The following is an 18,960-nucleotide window of genomic DNA, read 5'->3' on the forward strand; positions in this document are numbered from 1 at the left end:
GAAAGGGGCTTGATGAGCCCCTGATTCGGAAAAGAATTATGCTGGAGAATGGCACGGCATAAGAGGAGTAACCGCCGTTTTAAGTGCAATAAACCCACTGACAATGGCATACCCCATCCCTTCTAAAATTGCTAAAAAACCTCCTTGTTTGTAGCCATATATTTTAAAATAAAGATCAACTTTTTCTCGATCCAGATGCTCATCAAAAAGGGTAAAATTGTCCCTGATTTGTTGTGCCTCGCTAACAAACTCTTCTTCTACACGGTCATCGATAAAATCACGTAATTGCTGTGAACTTGTTAATGGTGCCAGGGTGGCTATCATCTCTTTAATAGCGGGATGATTCTTAATATCAACACGACTGCTCTGTTCCGAATCAACCTCTCCTAATGTCCATACACAACTTTTTGATAGATTTTCCAATGCGTTGATGTATTGTGCATAAGCGTGTTGTCTTCGACCCAACTGATAGGCACCATACGCAAGACCTGCGGTTGCAACTAGAGAAAAGGGTAAAATATAAGACAAGCAAAGGGCGGCCGTTCCCAAGGCAAAACCAGCAGTCATTTTTATATCAATAGTCTGCAAATTTTTTAATTTTTCCTTTACTGATTGGGCACAGTCAGTCACTAATTGGGTATGCTGGACATCGCGAGGATCGAATTCAACTTTCTTCGTTTGGTAGTTTACTAGAGTCAACTCATGTTCCACTAGACTATCTGATGGTCTTGAAAAAAAGGCAAGCATTATTACTCTCTCTTGTTATACATTCCATAAATCGGAACATTTATGTATGCATTTAATTTAAAAACAACTGAATCGATGCCAGGCATCATGAGATGCCAAAGGTACTCCACAAATCTAGCCAAATCATCTCTTTTTATGCAAATTTTAGTATCAATAACGTAAATCTACAAATATCCAGCTTGTTTTCAAAATAATTATTATGTTATAAAAAAGAACATATTTATTTTTTTTACTATCATATATATAGACACAACTGATCAATAAAAAGGGGCGTTGTATTAATGTTTGTTTACAAGGGTTTTTTTTACACTCAAATAAACAGATCATTAAAACATAAAGATTTTTTTCAGAAGTTCTATGTGAGTCACCAAAAACTCAAAATATAGAGGCAATGTTATGGCAACAAGCAGCTTGATTGTTCAAACCTACCTTAAAACGTTTGCTGATGGTAAGACGAATAAGCTGCGCTATAAACAAAAAGTTAAAGAACTGCTCAAATACAACAAAGACAACGAAGGAAACGGTTTTCTTTCCCCTCTCAATTATTACCTTTCTATCGTGGAAAGGATTGATTCCGTGCAATTTCCTTACATGAATGAAGAACAAAAAAATGAGACCTTACGAAATTTGCAGGTTACTTATTTGCTTTTAATGACCCAAAAGCAATATGAGTTAGAGTATCAAAAAGCTGAAAATTCAAAGTCTTATACAAGCGCTATCAGCAAATGTCATCAGTTGATCGATGCGTTGCAGTACGGAAAACGGTGCAAAGAGAAAAAAATCAGAGAGTCGCCAGACCAAGGTTATGCTACTGAAGGAAACCCGGTTAAATACCTGGCCATTTTCTTTGGCCAATGGTTTGCAGAAAAAATGGTTGAATTTATCGATCGCAAAACCAAAGCCATTAAAGAGCAGATGGGATCGGTTAATGAAATACGCCTCTATTGGGTATGGGGCAGTGGACTGATAAAAACCTTCATAGAGATGATTCCTTCCGATTTTTGGAACGTGGATCAGGGCAAACAAACTATTAAAATGCCAGATCCTTATATGGGGACTCTCAGTTGGTCCTTGTACTATTTCCGCTTCGCCCTCAATGCTAGTTTATTGCTAAAACACACCATTGAAGGTCCGTGGATGACCAGTGTTGCAGAAAAAAGCACTCCGTGGCAAAAACGTTTCCTTACCCAGTGGGATCAAAGAAAATTTTCTTTACTCAACGATTTTGTTTGGGCCACAGGAAATGCACTTTGTTTTTTTTGGCTTTATGGCCCAGGAGCGATGGGTACATGGGGCGATGCGTTGACTTTAGCGCTTTTAGTTTTTGATATCACGTTGAGTGTATGGGAATATGCAGAAGAACAAACGAATTACAACAAAGAGATGCTGGATTATGAGAATAATATTAAGCAATTGGAGTTAAAGCTTGAGGGAATAAAAAAAACCAATGAAACAAATGACGGTCTCATGAAGAGAATTGAAGAATATCAAAGCCGATTACTTACTCTGGAACAGGCTAAAGAACAATGTCAGAGTAAAGAGCCAACAGAAAACGGTGAAGAAATCCAAAGTTATGAGAATAGCATTAGGATGTTAAAACTGCAGCTTGAAGCAATTAAAAAAGAAGCTGAAGAAGAGGAACGATATGGACGGAGAGTTAGAGAGTATCAAACCCAATTAAATGCATTAAAAAAAGCACAAAAAAACTGTCAACGGGAATGGGAGCATAAGGAAAGGATTTTAATAGTTAATGTCTCTTATGCAGTGGGTTTAATGCTGGCTTTTTTCATGTTAGCAACCCCTTTCCTTCCTGCCTTAGCTGCTGCAGGGCCTGCAGGAGTTGTTATCTGCTTTGCTTTGACGGTAATTTGTAACGCAATCAAGGGTGGTATGGAGATCCATAAATCCAGGCAGTCGGTAAAAGAAACAAAAGAGGACATTAAACAAAAAATTGATGAGTTCAGGATCTTAATGCAAAAAAATCCTGACCTGAACGACAACGAAATGAAATTCCTTTATTTAGAAATCAAAAAATTGATGGCCGAATCAAGGGACCAGCAGCAAAAAGTGAACATGCAAACCGCACACCTTGTTCGCTCCATCATATTTGAAACACTGGTTCCTGCTATTATTTTGGCAAATTTAGTCTTTTTACCGATGGGGCCAGTTTTTTTTGGGGCGCTGGCTGTGGTCATTGGGCTGGCACTTCTCACCAATCTTATTATTGATAAGGTGTTTACACATGAAAAAGAGGCACTAAAACCATTTAATGACATGGAATACCAGGCTTTTAGTCAAAATCCAGAGCAGTGGGTTGAAAAAGCATCTAAATCGCCAAGCTTTTTTAAATCCAGTGAAAAAAAATCCATAACCAAGCAACCTCAACAGGACGAAAGTGAAGACGATATCGACCCCTCATTCTTGAATAATGGGCTAACTGGATAGTTTTCTTGTAGCGCTTCCTCTGTTGGGAGTTAGTGAATCAAATGCTCGGCGGGGCGCCCCACTGCACCGTATCTATTTGTAGCTTAAGGCTTAATACGTCACACAGTGAAAGGCCAGCCCTATCGTTGGATTACCTTTACCCAATTCAGGGTAACGAATATTCCAAACATGCCAGGAAGGTACCTTGTTGTCACGTAACTGTTGAATTTTCTTGCACTATTCATTGGGAGAATTGCCAAAAAAAGTGTATAATTGCTCTTTTTGTTACACAATTACTGGTCAGCCATGAATCTAGAAAAGTTATATGATGTCATTGTAGTAGGTGGTGGACATGCGGGTACCGAAGCAGCTCTTGCTGCGGCTCGTATGGGGGTACAAACCCTATTACTCACACATAATATGGACTTGCTCGGTCAAATGTCCTGTAACCCTGCCATTGGCGGAATCGGTAAAGGGCACTTGGTTAAGGAAATTGATGCTTTGGATGGAGCGATGGCCAAAGCCGCTGATCTGGCAGGGATTCAGTTTCGCATCCTTAATGCCTCAAAAGGCCCTGCCGTACGCGCAACCCGTGCCCAGGCTGACAGAGTCCTCTATCGTCAAGCCATTAGATCGCAATTACAAGCACAGACAAATCTTGATATTTTTCAACAAGCTGTAGATGACCTACACATTGAAAACGGTCGTGTTACTGGTGTCGTAACTCAGATGGGATTTACCCTGAGAGCACGAGCCGTGGTCCTTACTGTTGGTACCTTCCTTGGTGGTAAAATTCACGTAGGCATGAATCAATTTGCCGGGGGGCGAGCAGGTGATCCCCCCTCCATTGCTCTTGCAAACAGTTTGCGCGATCTGGAATTACCTGTAGGTCGTTTAAAAACGGGAACTCCTCCACGAATCGATAAACGCAGCCTGGATTTCAGCCAGATGACCGTACAACCAGGAGACACACCCCTACCTGTATTTTCCTACATGGGTACAGTCACTGATCATCCTCTGCAAGTGCCCTGCCATATTACCCATACAACTGAAGCCACTCATGATATTATCCGTACTAATCTGCATCAATCGCCTATGTATGCTGGCGCAATCGAGGGAGTAGGTCCACGTTATTGTCCCTCTATAGAAGATAAAGTAGTTCGATTTGCTGATAAGCTTTCCCACCAAATCTTCGTAGAGCCTGAGGGCTTAACTACAGAAGAAATTTACCCTAATGGTATATCTACGAGTCTGCCTTTTGATGTGCAAGTACAATTTGTACGCACCATCAAGGGTTTTGAAAACGCTCATATAACCAGACCAGGCTATGCCATAGAATACGATTATTTTGACCCACGCGGACTTACCTCCTTTTTACAAACCAAAACCATTCTTAATTTATTTTTTGCCGGACAAATAAATGGCACCACAGGATATGAAGAAGCAGCAGCGCAAGGGATCATTGCTGGAATGAACGCAGCATTACAAGTTCAAGAAAAACAGTTATGGTCTCCACGTCGCGATGAAGCATACATAGGGGTACTAATTGATGATTTAATTACCTGTGGTACCCAGGAACCATATAGAATGTTTACTTCTCGCGCTGAATATCGATTGTTATTGCGTGAAGATAACGCCGATCTGCGCTTAACAGCTAAAGGAAGAGAATTAGGCTTGGTAGGTGACGCGCGATGGAGTATGTTTTCAACCAAACGTGAGGCGATAGAAGCAACCCAGTCGCTACTGCACAATTCCTGGGTCCGAGTCGGTCACAATGATGCATTTAAAGATATTCTTGCCAATCCAATGTTGCATGATAATCGGGCTTCAGAATTTTTAAAACGTCCCGAAATTAACTACCAACATTTATTGATGCTTAACGACTTGAATCTGCCTGATTTACCCCTTGATGTTACCGAGCAGGTAGAAATTCAAACTAAATACGCTGGCTACATAGACCGCCAACAACAAGACATTGAAAAATTGCAAAAATACGAAAATACCCTGTTGCCTGAAAGCCTGGAGTACTCCCAAGTGACTGGCTTATCCAGCGAAGTGATGCAAAAATTAACTAAAATTAAACCAACCACTTTGGCTCAGGCAGGTCGAATTTCAGGAGTAACACCTGCAGCTTTGTCTTTGCTTTTAGTCCATTTAAAAAAAAATCGGCTTAACGCATGAGTGATGAAAGAAACATTAAATTGCTCTTAAGGCAAGGACTGGAACAATTTGAGCTGACCGCGCTTTGTGAACCGCTATTAAACTATTTACTCTTACTCAATAAATGGAATGCAGCTTATAATCTCACCGCAGTTCGTCAGCTGGATTCTATGGTCAGTAAACACATCCTGGACAGCCTGGCTATTGTACGATGGCTTAAAGGCACTAGAATTCTGGATGTAGGAACAGGGGCTGGATTACCAGGAATTCCTCTGGCTATTGCCAAACCAGACCTTCAGCTTGTCTTATTGGACAGTAATGGAAAAAAAATTCGCTTCCTTAATGAAGTCAAACGTCAACTTAACTTAAAAAACCTTGAAGTTGTACAATTTCGAGTCGAAAACTACCACCCAGCCCAAGGTTTTGATACAGTAATAAGTCGAGCATTTAGCAGTCTTGAACAAATGATTCATTGGACCAAACATCTTATCGTCAAAAATGGAATGTGGTTAGCAATGAAAGGGCGTTATCCTGATACTGAATTGAATATGATCCATCAACCATGTCGTGTCGAAAGTTATACCGTTGAAGGTGTTGAGGGTGAGCGCTGCTGTGTCCTGATCGATAACCCAACTAAGGAATAATTATGGCGAAAGTCATAGCCATTGCTAATCAAAAAGGGGGCGTGGGCAAAACCACTACTGCCATTAATTTAGCTGCATCCCTTGCAGCAAATCGTCAACGAGTATTGCTCATTGATTTAGATCCCCAAGGCAATGCAACAATGGGTAGTGGGGTTGATAAAAATCAACTGGTACATACTACCAACGATGTGTTACTTCGTGATTGCCTTGCTGAACAGGCTTGTCTTTCCACCACCTGCGGCTATGATTTGATCCCCGGAAATAGCGATTTGACTGTTGCCGAAGTCAGTTTGATGGAACGCAATCATCGCGAAACTTTTTTATATAAGGCGCTGCAGCCATTACAAAATATCTATGATTTTATTCTGGTTGATTGCCCTCCGGCGTTAAACACTCTGACCATTAACGCTTTTGTTGCTGCTGACTCCGTTTTAATTCCCATGCAGTGTGAGTACTATGCCCTGGAAGGTTTGGCGGCCCTCTTATCGACCATCGAACAGGTTAAATCCTCAGTGAATCCGCGTTTAACTATTGAAGGGGTTCTACGCACCATGTACGATGCCCGAAACCGGCTGTGTGCGGATGTATCCAAACAACTGTTAGAGCATTTCCCGGCAAAAGTATATCGAACAGTGATACCCCGGAATGTCAGACTGGCTGAAGCGCCCAGCCATGGATTACCGGCTTTGCATTATGATAAAACATCACCAGGTGCCGCCGCTTATATGGTGCTGGCTTCTGAAGTAATCAGTAAACAAACAGTAGCAGGCTAATTAGGGGTAATTATGACAGTAAAACGCAGTGGTTTAGGCCGTAATTTATCCGCCTTATTGAGTCAATCTGGCAGTACTTTATTAAATGAAAAACCTCAGACAGATCCTCTTAATTTAGCTGTTGGTTGTTTGCAGCCAGGCAAATACCAACCGCGTGGTGAAATGGAGGAGGCCCCTTTACATGAGCTTGCCCAATCCATCAAAAAACAAGGTTTGTTACAGCCTCTTTTAGTAAGGGAGCTAGACAGTGGCCGCTATGAAATCATAGCTGGTGAACGGCGCTGGCGGGCCAGTCAAATGGCAGGTCTTACCGAAGTCCCGGTAATTGTAAAACAAGTTGATGATGAAACAGCGATGGCCATGGCCTTGGTTGAAAATTTGCAGCGAGAAGATTTAAATGCCATGGATCAAGCACGTGCCATGCACCGCCTTACCAGTGAATTTGCGCTGACTCATCAACAGGTTGCTGATCTTCTTTGTAAATCCAGAACCGCTGTAAGCAATTTCTTACGCTTGCTTACCTTGGCACCAGCGGTAAAAAAACTTCTGGAGCACGGTGATTTGGATATGGGGCATGCTCGGGCGCTGCTGATGCTCGAAGAGGAGCAACAAAGCCAGGTAGCCTTGTTAGTTATAGCCAAGAATCTGTCAGTTCGTGAAACCGAAAAATTAGTAGAACGGGTAAAAGCGGGTAGAATTGAAGAATCGCCTGATGAGGAACCAACCCCTCTTTATCACGATAAATTAAGTACTTTGGCGCAACAGCTCCAAACTAAAGTAAGATTAAAACCAGGAAAGGCTGGCAAAGGATCACTTGTTATTCATTATGATAATACTGATATCTTACAGAAGATTATTGACCAACTAATGAATTAATCAGGTCATCCAGGCATCAGCTATAGATCTCTCCAATACTCGAAATGACGACAAAATCAGCTTGATTGAATCATGGGTTGCATTTAATGTGAATCCAATCGTAAGCACTATGCATGTGTACATGTGCACATTATGCATGTATAATTGCACACTAAGATCAAATATAAACCATATAAATGAGTTAAACCCAATGAAATATAAAATAAAAGAAGTTCGTTTCACTCATACATTTTATCATGCAACAGCAGAAGCTAATGTTGCCTCTATTCTTGAAAGAGGCTTATTAATATCACAGCGTGGAACAAATCCCTTCGGTTTAGATTACGATATCGATTATAAAAAAATATATGGTTCAGAAAAGGCGATGCAACACGACAAACCACCATCGATTCATCTTACTGAGGATTTTAAAATTGCAATAGATTATCAACAACGAATTCAGCAAAGTCATAATCAACCCGCCCTTATTTTAAAAATCACTACAGATTCCAGAAAGGACATCCTAAAGCCTGATAGTGAAGATGCTAAAGCTTATATTTGTCTTAACAATATTGAACGAGAGCGTATATCTGTTTCAGATAACCAAAACTCTTTAGCGAATGACAGTGATGCAAGTGAATACCCCGATGAAGAAGAAGTTTTGGACAATTGCAGCTCTACTATGAGCTTTTAATAGTTAACAATTTTTCTCTTGATCAATTTGTTTTTGCTAGCTTGTTGAATCTTTTAAACCCGCAGAATTTCACTCAAAAAAGTGTATTTCCTTGCACTTAAATCTTTCTCCTGAAACTAATTAGTCATTCTTGAGCTAGAATTATATAAAGGGATAGATTAAAACTAATTAGATTCTTCTTTAAATTAGGGATAATTTAACTCTCCAATAGAATAGTGAAATTAAGAGAGCTTATAGTTGTAATTAGATCGCGGAGGTTGTCGTGTTAATTCAACCGGTTCAACCTGTGATGGTAACTATCAAAATTGGTGAGAATAAGTATGAATGCCAAATGATCAGTTTATCTGAAACTGAGTTAGAATTAAGCAGCTCTGAATATTTAGAAAAAGAAACCCAGGTATTATTTTTTGCTAAATATTTTCGGGGCAATGCAACCATACGGGAAATTAATTTTGCTCAATATTGCTTTACCTACAAAATGGATATAGAGAAGATTCAATTTCAGCCAGGATTAATTATCAATACCCGGCTGTAAAAAATAATTATAGCCAATATACAAATAGAAATAAGAACAGCCAGACCACATCTACAAAATGCCAGTACCAAGCCACACCTTCAAATGCAAAATGCCGCTCAGGAGTAAAATGACCGCGTTTGCAACGAATTAAAATAACGATCAGCATGATTGTACCAAGGGTAACATGCAATCCGTGAAAACCTGTGAGCATAAAAAAAGTCGTACCATAGATGCCTGCCGCAAGGGTTAGGTTCATATCAATATAAGCTTCATGATACTCATAGGCTTGTAAAGTCAAAAAAAGCACCCCCAAGGCAATAGTTAATGACATACCAACTAATAATTGAGTGCGTTTATTTAATTTTAAAGCCCAGTGTGCCCAAGTAATGGTGACCCCTGATGTCAATAAGATCACGGTATTGATCGCAGCTAAGCCCCATGCGCCCATAGCCTCATGAGCGCCGGCAAAAACCTGATTATTTGGATTATCTAATAAAGGCCACGCCGCTTTAAATTCAGGCCATAAGGTGATGTGAGTCATGGGATGAATTTCCCCGCCCAATAGGGGTATCGACCAAAATCGGCTGAAAAACAGGGCACCAAAAAAAGCCCCGAAAAAACAAACTTCAGAAAAAATAAACCAGCACATTCCCCAGCGAAATGATTTATCGACCTGAAGATCATATAGACCTTTACCATTTTCATAAATAACCTGGCCAAACCAGCCAAACATCATGCCGATAAGAATACATAGACCTAATGTAAAAATATAAGGTCCATACCAGTCATTATGAAGCCAGGAAGCAGCCCCTACTAACGTAGTGGTTAATCCCAATGATCCAACCAAAGGCCAATGACTAGGCTTGGGGACATAATAAGTACCTTGCGCTCCCATTGTGTTTTAATCTCCTGTGTCAATAATACATTCAGCTCGTTGCTTTAATTACTTACTCTGCTGCTCACATCAAATAAGGTATAAGACAAGGTTACGGTATTTACGTTTGCTGGCAAAGCCGTATCCAGGTGAAATAATAAAGGCATATTCATTGCTTCATGCCCATTTAATGTTTGTTGAGTAAAACAAAAGCACTCGGTTTTTTTTAAATACTTGGCTGCTATTCCTGGTGTCACGCTGGGAATGGCTTGAACTGTCATGCGATGGTCCGTTTTATTTTCGGCATAAAATGCCAACTTAACGATTTCACCAGGATGTACCTTGATTTTTTTGGTTTTTGGATAAAAAGCCCAAGGGACGCCACTATTGTTAGTCGCAACAAACTCAACCATAACCTCTCGATCTGCCGCAACAGTAACTTTGCTTGCGTCATACGCAATGGCCTCAGGATTCGTTTTACCATTAATACCTAAAGTCTTACACAAGCTATTGTAAATGGGAACTAATGCAAAGCCGAAAGCAAACATTCCCAGTACAATCAGTGACAATATAAGTAGCAGTTTCTGCTGTTTTTTTTCAATACTCATCAACTTCCGCCTTTAGTCAATAACAGGTGGCGTTGTGAAGGTGTGATAGGGTGGGGGTGAAGGTAAGGTCCACTCAAGACCATGTGATCCTTCCCAAACCTTATCTGTTACCAAATCTTTGTTTGTTCCTCTTTTTCTTACGGTTGCTATTACATTATATAAAAACAAGAGCTGCGAAAAGCCAAAGATAAAGGCACCTATCGATATCATCACGTTAAAATTTGTAAATTGTAAGGCATAATCAGGAATTCTTCGTGGCATTCCAGCAAGGCCTAAAAAATGCATGGGGAAGAAAGTGATGTTTACGGAGATAACCGATAACCAAAAATGCCATTTGCCCACTGTTTCGCTGTACATATGTCCAGTCCATTTAGGCAACCAGTAATAGGTCGCTGCCATTAGGGAAAATATAACCCCGGGAACGAGTACATAATGGAAATGGCCAACTACAAAATAACTGTCTTGATATTGATAATCTGCAGGAACCAGAGCAAGCATCAAACCTGTAAAACCACCAATGGTAAATAAAAACACAAAAGCCACAGCAAATAACATTGGGGTTTCAAAGGTCATAGCACCTTTAAACATAGTACTTACCCAGTTAAATACTTTAATCCCGGTAGGTACGGCAATCAACATCGTGGTGTACATGAAGAACAACTCAGCGCCAAGCGGTACTCCCGTTGTAAACATATGATGCACCCATACAACAAACGACAGGATAGCGATACTAACAGTCGCATAAACCATAAAATGATAACCAAATAGCGGTTTGCGGCAAAAAGTAGGAATGATTTCTGAAATAACTCCGAATGCAGGAAGAACTAAAACATACACTTCAGGATGGCCGAAGAACCAGAATATATGCTGGAACAATATAGGATCACCGCCCCCAGCTGCATTAAAGAAACTGGTACCAAAATGTCTATCAGCTAACATCATGGTTACTGCACCCGCTAGTACCGGCATAATGGCAATCAGTAAAAAAGCAGTGATAAGCCAAGTCCATACGAACATGGGCATTTTCATTAACGTCATGCCAGGGGCTCTTAGATTGAGTATGGTCGCAATGATATTAATTGAACCCATAATGGATGAAAGTCCCATCATATGAATAGAAAAAATCATAAAATCAGTGCTGGGTGGAGCATAGGTCGTTGACAACGGTGCATACATAGTCCAACCAAAGTTTGGACCTCCACCTGCATGAAACATAGTCGAAAACAACAGGCAAAATGCAAAAGGTAAAATCCAGAAGCTCCAGTTGTTTAGGCGTGGTAACGCCATATCAGGAGCACCTATCATCATAGGTATCTGCCAATTGGCCATCCCGGTAAATGCAGGCATCACCACGCCAAAGAGCATCACCAACCCATGCAGGGTAGTCATCTGATTAAAGAAGTTAGGATCGATAAAGCGATGCCCTGGTTGAAATAGCTCAACTCGGATGACTAAAGCCATAGCTCCAGCTACGAAGAAACTGATCATTGCTAACCATAAGTAAAGGCTTCCAATGTCTTTATGGTTCGTTGTAAATAGCCAACGCTTTGCAAAGCCCCAAAAACCTTTACCTTGTTCCGGACCATGATCATCATGGGACTCGTCTGTATGTGATAATGCGTGATTCATTGCAAACCTCCAGCTTTAACTTTATTAACCAGGGTTGGTTGTTGATTCGTACTTTGTCTCAAAGCAGCAACCTCCTCAGGTTGAATCTCATCTTCTGTATCATTGCCCCAGGCATTACGCTCATAAGTCGTAATTGCTGCAATTTCCTCATCTGTTAATTGATCTTTATAGGCTTGCATTGCAGATCCGGGGATTCCATTAAGGATTAAATCGATATGACGGGAGATAGGTCTGCCCACTGCTACAGAACTGCTTCTAAGCGCAGGATACATGGGTGGAAGGCCCATACCATCTGCCTTATGGCAGGCAATGCACAATTGTTCATATTTCTGTTTACCTAGGCTCATCAAGTCATAACGGGTCAATATTTTTGGGGTGACTGGCAGGCGTTCTGATTGTCCAATTTGTTCATCCGGTTTCGTTTGATGGGCAACCCATTGCTCAAACTCATCCTGGCTTACTGCCTCTACCACTATAGGCATAAATCCATGATTAATTCCGCAAAGCTCAGCACATTGGCCTCGATATATACCCGGTTTTTCAATGTTTGCCCAAGCTTCATACATGAATCCTGGAATTGCATCACGTTTAATTCCTAATTCCGGAACCCACCAGGAATGAATCACATCGTTTGAGGTCACCAGAAAACGAATTTTTTTATTAACTGGCAGAACCAAAGGTTTATCTACCTCCAGTAAATACCACGGACCTTTTTCCTGTTTATTTTGAATTTGAGCATAAGGGGTCGATAGATTGCTAAAAAAACTGATCCCCTCATTCAAATATTGGTATTGCCATCGCCATTGGTGGCCCACTATTTTGATAGTGACTTCAGATTGGTTGCTATCATCCATACGAATCAATACTCTGGTCGCAGGTACAGCGAGCCCTACCAGGATTAAGAAGGGGATAATAGACCAGACAATTTCCAATCTTGGGTTATCGTGAAATGTTGCGGGTTTATATCCTTTGGATTTTCTATGATGCACTAGGGAATAAATCATCACACCAAACACAACAATACCTATAATGGCACATACCACCATACCGACCATGTGCAGATAGTACATATCCTTACTTAAAGGAGTTACTCCTTTATGCATATTTAACTGCCAGTAATCCGCAGCAGCCAGCACTGATTGTGTGGCAAACAAAGCACAAAGGATTACCACTAATTTACAGATCTTTAACCTGTTTAACATCCCAATCCCTCTTCTCTTCAAGAAGTCAGGTCAACCTGACTCATGTTTAATCGATTGAATAATTTTATGTTTTTACCACAAGGAGTAATTTCCTTCAGTTTTAGACTTATTTATTATGTACTTAATGGCTTCAATGATTTCATTAGTAGTACATTTATCACAGCCTCCATTTTTTGGATGGTCTTTTCCCTTAATTGTATTTTCGATCAAGACATCCATATTTTTGGCAATTAAAGGCTTCCATACCGCTTTATCACCAATCTTGGGCGCACTGCCAGATTTACCCTCATTATGGCAAACAGCACAATTTTCATTATAAATATTAATACCACTGGCAGGGAATTTTACTTCGCCTCCTGACGATAGGTCTCTCCATTGAGAACGAGTCAGCGACTCGTTAAGAATGTAGTCTACGGCAGAAATAATATCGTTATCAGAACAGGTGACACAGGCTCCTTTAATTGGCATGGAGTTAAATCCATGAATCACATGCCGATATAATCCGGTTAGACCGCTGCTTTTGAGACGCATATACCAGTTTGCTGAATTACCGATGAGTGGCGCACTCATTTCGCCATTTTGATGGCAAATGACGCAAACTTTAGTATAAACCTGTCTGCCGCGAGACAACGAAGGAGCCTTATTTGAGGGTTCAATTGCTAAAGGATCTGGAGTCGTAACAGTCTTGATATAGGTTGCAATAGCAAGCAAATCAGCATCATTTAAGTGGCTTAAACTGTCACGATTTACTTCCGCCATGGGTCCCGCTACCGGTCCAGCATTATTCAGTAACTCACTATTTTTGAATACATTAGCAATTTGCTCATGAGTTGCGGGTTCCAGGCCAAATTTGGTGATATTGGGGGCCCAGTACCCATCAACAAAAGCTCCAGTTAGATAATATTGAGTTTTTGGTCCACCAAAGACATTAAGTGGCGTATGGCACATGCTGCAATGCCCTAATCCATCAACGATATATTTTCCACGGTTCCACTCAGGAGATTGATCCGCCTCATATTTTATTTCGGTATTTTCGGGGAAGAAGAATAGCAAGTTCCACCCCCATAGAGTAAATCGGGCACCAGGTACCCCAAAAGGGAATGGCAAGGATTTGTTCTTTAATTTTACAGGAGGAATACTCATAAAATAGGCGTATAAAGCACGCGCATCATCATCAGTAATTTTAGAAAAGTAGATATATGGAAATACTGGGAAATAATTTCTTCCTTGTGGATCGCGCCCCTCTTTAAGTGCCCTGATAAAATCTTGCTCTGTCCAGTTACCTATTCCAGTCTCTTTATCCGGTGTAATGTTAGGACTATAAAATGTTCCAAAAGGAGTGGCTATAGGCAATCCTCCAGCATAAGCAGGTGTACCACTTTTCAAGTCAGTATGGCAGGCTATACAGTCACCCATCTTTGCCAAATACTCTCCACGCTGAATCAATTCTGGCGGTATCCCTTTTACAGCAGCCGTAGGAGGATAGGTTGGCGTTACAGGAGTCGTATGAGGACTCATTGGAGAATTGGTATTGACGGCTGGTTCAACGGGCTTGGTGCTCACGTTTTCAGCATATAAAGTTTGACTAATAACACTGAGCATTGCCAAAGCGACGGTGACAATCAACTTTTTTCTTAACAAAGAGCCCACGCTCCCTCCTATTTGTTCTTATTTTTTACTTTTCTCTTGAGGAGACAGAATAATTGTCACATTTTATACTCCACAATAGATAAGTTGCAATGTTATTCAAGGTTTTACTTATAAATATACCGTTTTGGTAAATATGCTTTATCCGGAGGGCAACGACTATGAAAATTATTCCTAACAGATTAAAACTATCGCTGATATAATGCACTTCTAATCAGTTCAAGAGAGATAACCATGGCGTTCACACCTGCAGTTGAATTAACGAAGTTACAGCAAGAAAACAGATATGTAACCCTTATTGATGGTAAAAAAATACTCTTCATTTGGCATAAGGAACAGGTCTATGCTATTGAATCTCAGTGTCCTCATTTAAAATTACCTTTAGCGAAAGGGAAAATTACCGACAATGGCTCCATAATATGCCCATTTCACAAGAGCGAATTTAATTTAACTAATGGTGAGAGTTTATGCTGGTCCACATGGCCTCCTGTTGTAGGCAACCTATTGGGTAAAATTAGTAAGGAAAAAAACCTTAAAGTTTATCCTACACAAATTGAAAATGGACAAATCTTAGTTGAACTAAGTTAAGTATTTTTTGTGGATATCTAACTAATGGCGACAACTAATGAATAAAGTATGTTCTATATGTCACATTAATGCCATACTGGTTTATATATGTTATCCTTAACGCTTAGCTCATTTGATTCGTTTTTTTATGCCTATCTACTTTAATGGACTGATTCTTGGCTTATCCTTAATAATGGCTTTAGGCCCACAAAACATCTTTATTATTAAGCAAGGTGCAAGAAGAAATCATGCTGCTTTATCTGCAGCAATCTGTTTTATTTGTGACATTATTTTAGTCGGAGCCAGTGTGGCCGGGTTACATCAACTCCTGTTAAAGCATCCTGCTCTGAAAATCTGGATGGTTTTGTTAGGCTCTGCATTTCTGCTCTATTACGCGATAAAAACTTTGCGTAGCGCTTTTTCGGGGGAGCAGCCCGAAGCAGCCCCTTCCCATCAACCCCATAATAGAATCCAGGTTATTCTTTTTGCGTTGGGGTTTAGTTTGCTAAATCCTCACGCCATTATTGATACTCTGGTTATTATTGGCAGTGGAAGCAGCCAATTTCCAGATCATCAACTTGTTTTTTTACTGGGCGTCATTACTTCAAGCCTGCTCTGGTTCAGTTCTTTATTTTTTACTACACGTTACTTTGCAAATATTTTAACTAAAGCAAAGATATGGCAAAGCATTGAATTATTCAGTGGTTTATTGATGGCTTTTATAGGCATTCGACTAGCGTTGAGTACGATATAAACTTTACTTTTTAATCGTCATGATTATTTTATAAATCCACAACATCTATATTGATTCAACGAATCATACAAGTAAATTTATATCAATTGTAGATAGAGACAATAGTAACCTGGCTCGAGATTAAAATAGATTAAAATAGAAAGGGCCAATCAGTGTGTCGCCAATTGACCCAGTGGAATGACACATAGCAAGTCCAACCTCGCAAAGCCAATATCTCATAAGTTACCCATCAGTGTCAACATTTTTACCATATTTGCCTTTGTGCATGATAGATATTTTTTTATATCCGGAGATAATTGCAGATGGACTATTTACACATAGTAGATTGTTGTTCTAATTTTCTTCGGTTACACTGCTTTTATTTATGATGTCAGGTAATTATGTTTTACGGGGATACTATCCAAGATACAAGGCAATTGTTTTTCACCAGTTGGGATAAATATCAACACAAGAAACCACTATTGCCCTTAGAAAATGAAATTGTCCAAGTGATACTGGCCCATCCTGAATACCATATGATTATTGAAAATACCAATAAATTTCAACAACATACCTATTATCCTGAACTAGGTGAAACAAACCCTTTTCTTCATATGGGGCTACATCTTGCAGTCAGAGAACAAGTAGCAACAAACCGTCCTGCCGGAATTAATACGATCTACAAAAACTTAGTGAGCAAATATACTGACTCATTAACAGTTGAACATTTAATCATGGATCAGTTGGCTGAATGCTTATGGCTTGCTCAAAAAAATAACGTCCCTCCTGACGAACAACATTATTTGAATACTTTAGCTGCTTTATATAAACAGTACCCATCTGAAGAATAACGAATAGGAGCATTTCAAACCCTGAGGAAACCATTTAACTAAAGTACTACATGAACAACCTGATAGCATTCGCTGCTAGCATTACCAGTCAGGATCTGCATAGATCTAGTCTATAATTAAAAAAAATGAATTGAGCAGATACTATGGATGAACACAAATACGATTTTCGCATTCTCATCATTGACGATAATATTGAAATTCATAAAGATTTTTTAAAGATTTTAACAATCAACGCCAGCACGGAGCTGGATGATATTGCACAAAAATTATTTGATACACCAACTGTTGAGAATAATAATCCTGCTTTACCTCAATTTAGAATCGATACAGCAACACAAGGGCAAGAAGGCGTGGCTCTTATTGCCAAAGCAATAGAGGAAAACGAACCTTATGCTTTAGCCTTTGTGGATATCCGTATGCCTCCGGGGTGGGATGGTATTGAAACGGTTAAAAATATTTGGGCAATTGATATCGATGTTCATGCAGTGATTTGTACCGCATATTCCGATTACAGCTGGGAAGATACTATTGCAGAATTAGGTCACAGCGATAATTTTCTCATTTTAAAAAAGCCCTTTGATCATATTGCAGTTAGACAATTAGCCTATGCTTTGACTCGGAAATGGAAACTTATACGTGAATCTCGCATTTATACTAAATCACTAGAACTGGCAGTTGAACAACGTACCGAAGAATTAAAATATCAAGTGACACACGATGCGCTAACAGGATTAGCAAATAGAGTGCTGTTATACGACAGGATGCAACAAGCTATTGCAGCGCATAAACGCCACCATATCGGTTTTGCTGTTTTATTTTTTGATTTAGATCGCTTCAAGCTAGTAAATGATAGCTTAGGTCATACTGCAGGTGACGAATTGCTGGTGTGTATAGCCAAGCGGTTGTTACACGCGGTGCGTGCTTTTGATACCCTATCCAGATTAGGTGGTGATGAATTTGTATTGATTGTTACTGAATTAAAAGATTTAAATTACATACAAACAGTGGCTAATAAAATTCTTAATACTTTCAAAGAGCCTTTAATCATTGCGGATCATACTTTTAATCTGACCAGTAGCATGGGAATAGCTATTTATCCTCAGGATGGAACAGATATAGATGTACTTTTAGGTAACGCAGATGCGGCAATGTATCATGCCAAGAAATTAGGGGGAGCTCAATTTCAATTTTATTCACAGCAGATGAATGAAAAAATCCTGGAGCAGCTTGAACTTGAATCTCAATTATACCAGGCAGTAGCTAATCAAGAATTCTCTATATGGTATCAGCCGCAACTCCATATTCAAAATCGCCGGTTAGAAGCTGTTGAAGCATTAATCCGCTGGAATCATCCTCAAAGAGGACTGTTATTGCCTATTGATTTTATTCCGCTTGCCGAACGAATAGGTTTAATGATTTCTATAGGGGATTGGGTCATAAAGGAAGCTTGCTTACAAAATAAAAGATGGCAGGAACAGGGCATACCACCACTACGGCTATCTGTTAATATATCGGCTCAGCAATTAGCCCAAAGTGATTTCGTTGAAAAAATAAAAAATATTCTCTCAGAAACAGAATTAGCCCCACAATACTTAGAGTTGGAAATAAGTGAGAGTACAATCATTAGCGATACTATTATAGAAAAAATTAGTGTTTTAAAAGCGTTTGGCATTGAAATTGCGCTAGATGGTTTTGGTACAGGCTACTCTAATTTACGCCGCTTACCGAGTCTTTCATTAAACCGATTAAAAATTGACAGTTCATTTATTCATAATATCCAATGCAATCGCAGCAACGAAGTCATTATTCATGCCATTATTGCTATGGCTCATAGTTTAAATTTAGAAGTCATTGCAGAAGGCGTAGAAACCCAAAAACAACTTGATTTTCTAAAAGAGAACGATTGTACACAAATACAGGGTTTATATTTTAGTAAACCTCTGCCGGCTGAAGAGTTAACGAAGTTATTAAAAAATCCTTCGGCAGTTGACAATATATTAAAAAATTTAAGGAAGGAATAACATGCGAAAGCTAT

Annotated in this window: 17 protein-coding genes; 11 read left to right on the top strand and 6 right to left on the bottom strand. The window is 39.7% G+C overall.

Translation table 11 applies throughout. The annotated features are described in order from the left end of the window. Positions 1–36: 36 nt before the first annotated feature. Positions 37–747, bottom strand: coding sequence for a hypothetical protein (locus tag HRS36_RS16985; protein WP_173238266.1), 711 nt, complete (start codon positions 745–747; stop codon positions 37–39). A 396-nt stretch (positions 748–1,143) separates the two neighbouring features. Between HRS36_RS16985 and HRS36_RS16990 the strand changes: the two genes are divergently transcribed. From HRS36_RS16990 to HRS36_RS17020, 7 genes are all read left to right on the top strand, one after another. Beyond that, the gene (locus tag HRS36_RS16990) at positions 1,144–3,192 is read left to right on the top strand and encodes a hypothetical protein (RefSeq protein WP_173238267.1); all 2,049 of its coding nucleotides are present in this window, start codon (positions 1,144–1,146) and stop codon (positions 3,190–3,192) included. Positions 3,193–3,477: 285 nt separating this feature from the next. Further along, positions 3,478–5,352 (top strand): tRNA uridine-5-carboxymethylaminomethyl(34) synthesis enzyme MnmG, encoded by a 1,875-nt coding sequence (mnmG, locus tag HRS36_RS16995; RefSeq protein WP_173238268.1) that lies wholly within the window; start codon positions 3,478–3,480, stop codon positions 5,350–5,352. Further along, positions 5,349–5,975: a 16S rRNA (guanine(527)-N(7))-methyltransferase RsmG gene (rsmG, locus tag HRS36_RS17000; protein ID WP_173238269.1), complete on the top strand. Its 627-nt coding sequence runs from the start codon at positions 5,349–5,351 to the stop codon at positions 5,973–5,975. Before mnmG ends, rsmG begins: the two co-directional genes overlap by 4 nt. Positions 5,976–5,977: 2 nt before the next feature. Next, positions 5,978–6,748: a ParA family protein gene (locus tag HRS36_RS17005; protein ID WP_173238270.1), complete on the top strand. Its 771-nt coding sequence runs from the start codon at positions 5,978–5,980 to the stop codon at positions 6,746–6,748. A 12-nt stretch (positions 6,749–6,760) separates the two neighbouring features. Next, on the top strand, positions 6,761–7,624 hold the full coding sequence (locus HRS36_RS17010) for a ParB/RepB/Spo0J family partition protein (RefSeq protein WP_173238271.1): 864 nt from the start codon (positions 6,761–6,763) through the stop codon (positions 7,622–7,624). A gap of 190 nt (positions 7,625–7,814) precedes the next feature. After that, complete coding sequence (locus HRS36_RS17015; RefSeq protein ID WP_173238272.1) at positions 7,815–8,297, top strand: RNA 2'-phosphotransferase family protein; 483 nt, start codon at positions 7,815–7,817, stop codon at positions 8,295–8,297. 262 nt (positions 8,298–8,559) lie between these two features. Beyond that, entirely contained in the window at positions 8,560–8,832 is a 273-nt protein-coding gene (locus tag HRS36_RS17020; RefSeq protein ID WP_173238273.1) for a hypothetical protein, read from the top strand. Between the two features lie 7 nt (positions 8,833–8,839). On the opposite strand, the gene HRS36_RS17025 is transcribed toward HRS36_RS17020, so the two are convergent. The 5 genes from HRS36_RS17025 to HRS36_RS17045 form a co-directional block, all read right to left on the bottom strand. Beyond that, positions 8,840–9,709: a cytochrome c oxidase subunit 3 gene (locus HRS36_RS17025; protein ID WP_173238274.1), complete on the bottom strand. Its 870-nt coding sequence runs from the start codon at positions 9,707–9,709 to the stop codon at positions 8,840–8,842. A gap of 44 nt (positions 9,710–9,753) precedes the next feature. Then, on the bottom strand, positions 9,754–10,296 hold the full coding sequence (locus HRS36_RS17030) for a cytochrome c oxidase assembly protein (protein ID WP_173238275.1): 543 nt from the start codon (positions 10,294–10,296) through the stop codon (positions 9,754–9,756). 12 nt (positions 10,297–10,308) lie between these two features. Beyond that, complete coding sequence (gene ctaD / locus HRS36_RS17035; RefSeq protein WP_173238276.1) at positions 10,309–11,925, bottom strand: cytochrome c oxidase subunit I; 1,617 nt, start codon at positions 11,923–11,925, stop codon at positions 10,309–10,311. After that, a complete protein-coding gene (coxB, locus tag HRS36_RS17040) occupies positions 11,922–13,127 on the bottom strand; it encodes a cytochrome c oxidase subunit II (protein WP_173238277.1) in 1,206 nt (401 codons plus the stop codon). Before coxB ends, ctaD begins: the two co-directional genes overlap by 4 nt. Positions 13,128–13,199: 72 nt before the next feature. Beyond that, positions 13,200–14,645: a c-type cytochrome gene (locus HRS36_RS17045; RefSeq protein ID WP_420814339.1), complete on the bottom strand. Its 1,446-nt coding sequence runs from the start codon at positions 14,643–14,645 to the stop codon at positions 13,200–13,202. Positions 14,646–15,008: 363 nt separating this feature from the next. On the opposite strand from HRS36_RS17045, the gene HRS36_RS17050 reads away from it, so the two are divergent. The 4 genes from HRS36_RS17050 to HRS36_RS17065 all read left to right on the top strand — a co-directional run bounded on the left by HRS36_RS17050 (position 15,009) and on the right by HRS36_RS17065 (position 18,946). After that, complete coding sequence (locus HRS36_RS17050) at positions 15,009–15,362, top strand: Rieske (2Fe-2S) protein (RefSeq protein WP_173238279.1); 354 nt, start codon at positions 15,009–15,011, stop codon at positions 15,360–15,362. 127 nt (positions 15,363–15,489) lie between these two features. Next, positions 15,490–16,095 carry a LysE/ArgO family amino acid transporter gene (locus HRS36_RS17055; RefSeq protein ID WP_173238280.1) on the top strand — a complete coding sequence of 202 codons (606 nt, stop codon included), beginning with the start codon at positions 15,490–15,492 and terminating at the stop codon, positions 16,093–16,095. A gap of 380 nt (positions 16,096–16,475) precedes the next feature. Beyond that, positions 16,476–16,925 (top strand): DUF1841 family protein, encoded by a 450-nt coding sequence (locus tag HRS36_RS17060; RefSeq protein ID WP_173238281.1) that lies wholly within the window; start codon positions 16,476–16,478, stop codon positions 16,923–16,925. Between the two features lie 143 nt (positions 16,926–17,068). Continuing rightward, positions 17,069–18,946, top strand: a complete 1,878-nt coding sequence (locus tag HRS36_RS17065; protein ID WP_173238282.1) for a putative bifunctional diguanylate cyclase/phosphodiesterase — start codon at positions 17,069–17,071, stop codon at positions 18,944–18,946. The last annotated feature ends 14 nt before the right edge of the window (positions 18,947–18,960 follow it).

The sequence above is a fragment of the Legionella antarctica genome (assembly GCF_011764505.1).
In the GTDB taxonomy this organism is placed as follows: Bacteria; Pseudomonadota; Gammaproteobacteria; order Legionellales; family Legionellaceae; genus Legionella; species Legionella antarctica.

Excerpts from the sequence above, each read along its gene's own strand:
- ctaD (WP_173238276.1), bottom strand. The coding sequence starts at position 11,925 with ATGAATCACGCATTATCACATACAGACGAGTCCCATGATGATCATGGT.
- HRS36_RS16985 (WP_173238266.1), bottom strand. The coding sequence starts at position 747 with ATGCTTGCCTTTTTTTCAAGACCATCAGATAGTCTAGTGGAACATGAG.
- HRS36_RS17055 (WP_173238280.1), top strand. The coding sequence starts at position 15,490 with ATGCCTATCTACTTTAATGGACTGATTCTTGGCTTATCCTTAATAATG.
- HRS36_RS17060 (WP_173238281.1), top strand. The coding sequence starts at position 16,476 with ATGTTTTACGGGGATACTATCCAAGATACAAGGCAATTGTTTTTCACC.
- HRS36_RS17030 (WP_173238275.1), bottom strand. The coding sequence starts at position 10,296 with ATGAGTATTGAAAAAAAACAGCAGAAACTGCTACTTATATTGTCACTG.
- coxB (WP_173238277.1), bottom strand. The coding sequence starts at position 13,127 with ATGTTAAACAGGTTAAAGATCTGTAAATTAGTGGTAATCCTTTGTGCT.
- HRS36_RS17045 (WP_420814339.1), bottom strand. The coding sequence starts at position 14,645 with ATGAGTCCTCATACGACTCCTGTAACGCCAACCTATCCTCCTACGGCT.
- rsmG (WP_173238269.1), top strand. The coding sequence starts at position 5,349 with ATGAGTGATGAAAGAAACATTAAATTGCTCTTAAGGCAAGGACTGGAA.
- HRS36_RS17010 (WP_173238271.1), top strand. The coding sequence starts at position 6,761 with ATGACAGTAAAACGCAGTGGTTTAGGCCGTAATTTATCCGCCTTATTG.
- HRS36_RS17025 (WP_173238274.1), bottom strand. The coding sequence starts at position 9,709 with ATGGGAGCGCAAGGTACTTATTATGTCCCCAAGCCTAGTCATTGGCCT.
- HRS36_RS17065 (WP_173238282.1), top strand. The coding sequence starts at position 17,069 with ATGGATGAACACAAATACGATTTTCGCATTCTCATCATTGACGATAAT.
- HRS36_RS17005 (WP_173238270.1), top strand. The coding sequence starts at position 5,978 with ATGGCGAAAGTCATAGCCATTGCTAATCAAAAAGGGGGCGTGGGCAAA.
- HRS36_RS16990 (WP_173238267.1), top strand. The coding sequence starts at position 1,144 with ATGGCAACAAGCAGCTTGATTGTTCAAACCTACCTTAAAACGTTTGCT.
- HRS36_RS17050 (WP_173238279.1), top strand. The coding sequence starts at position 15,009 with ATGGCGTTCACACCTGCAGTTGAATTAACGAAGTTACAGCAAGAAAAC.
- HRS36_RS17015 (WP_173238272.1), top strand. The coding sequence starts at position 7,815 with ATGAAATATAAAATAAAAGAAGTTCGTTTCACTCATACATTTTATCAT.
- mnmG (WP_173238268.1), top strand. The coding sequence starts at position 3,478 with ATGAATCTAGAAAAGTTATATGATGTCATTGTAGTAGGTGGTGGACAT.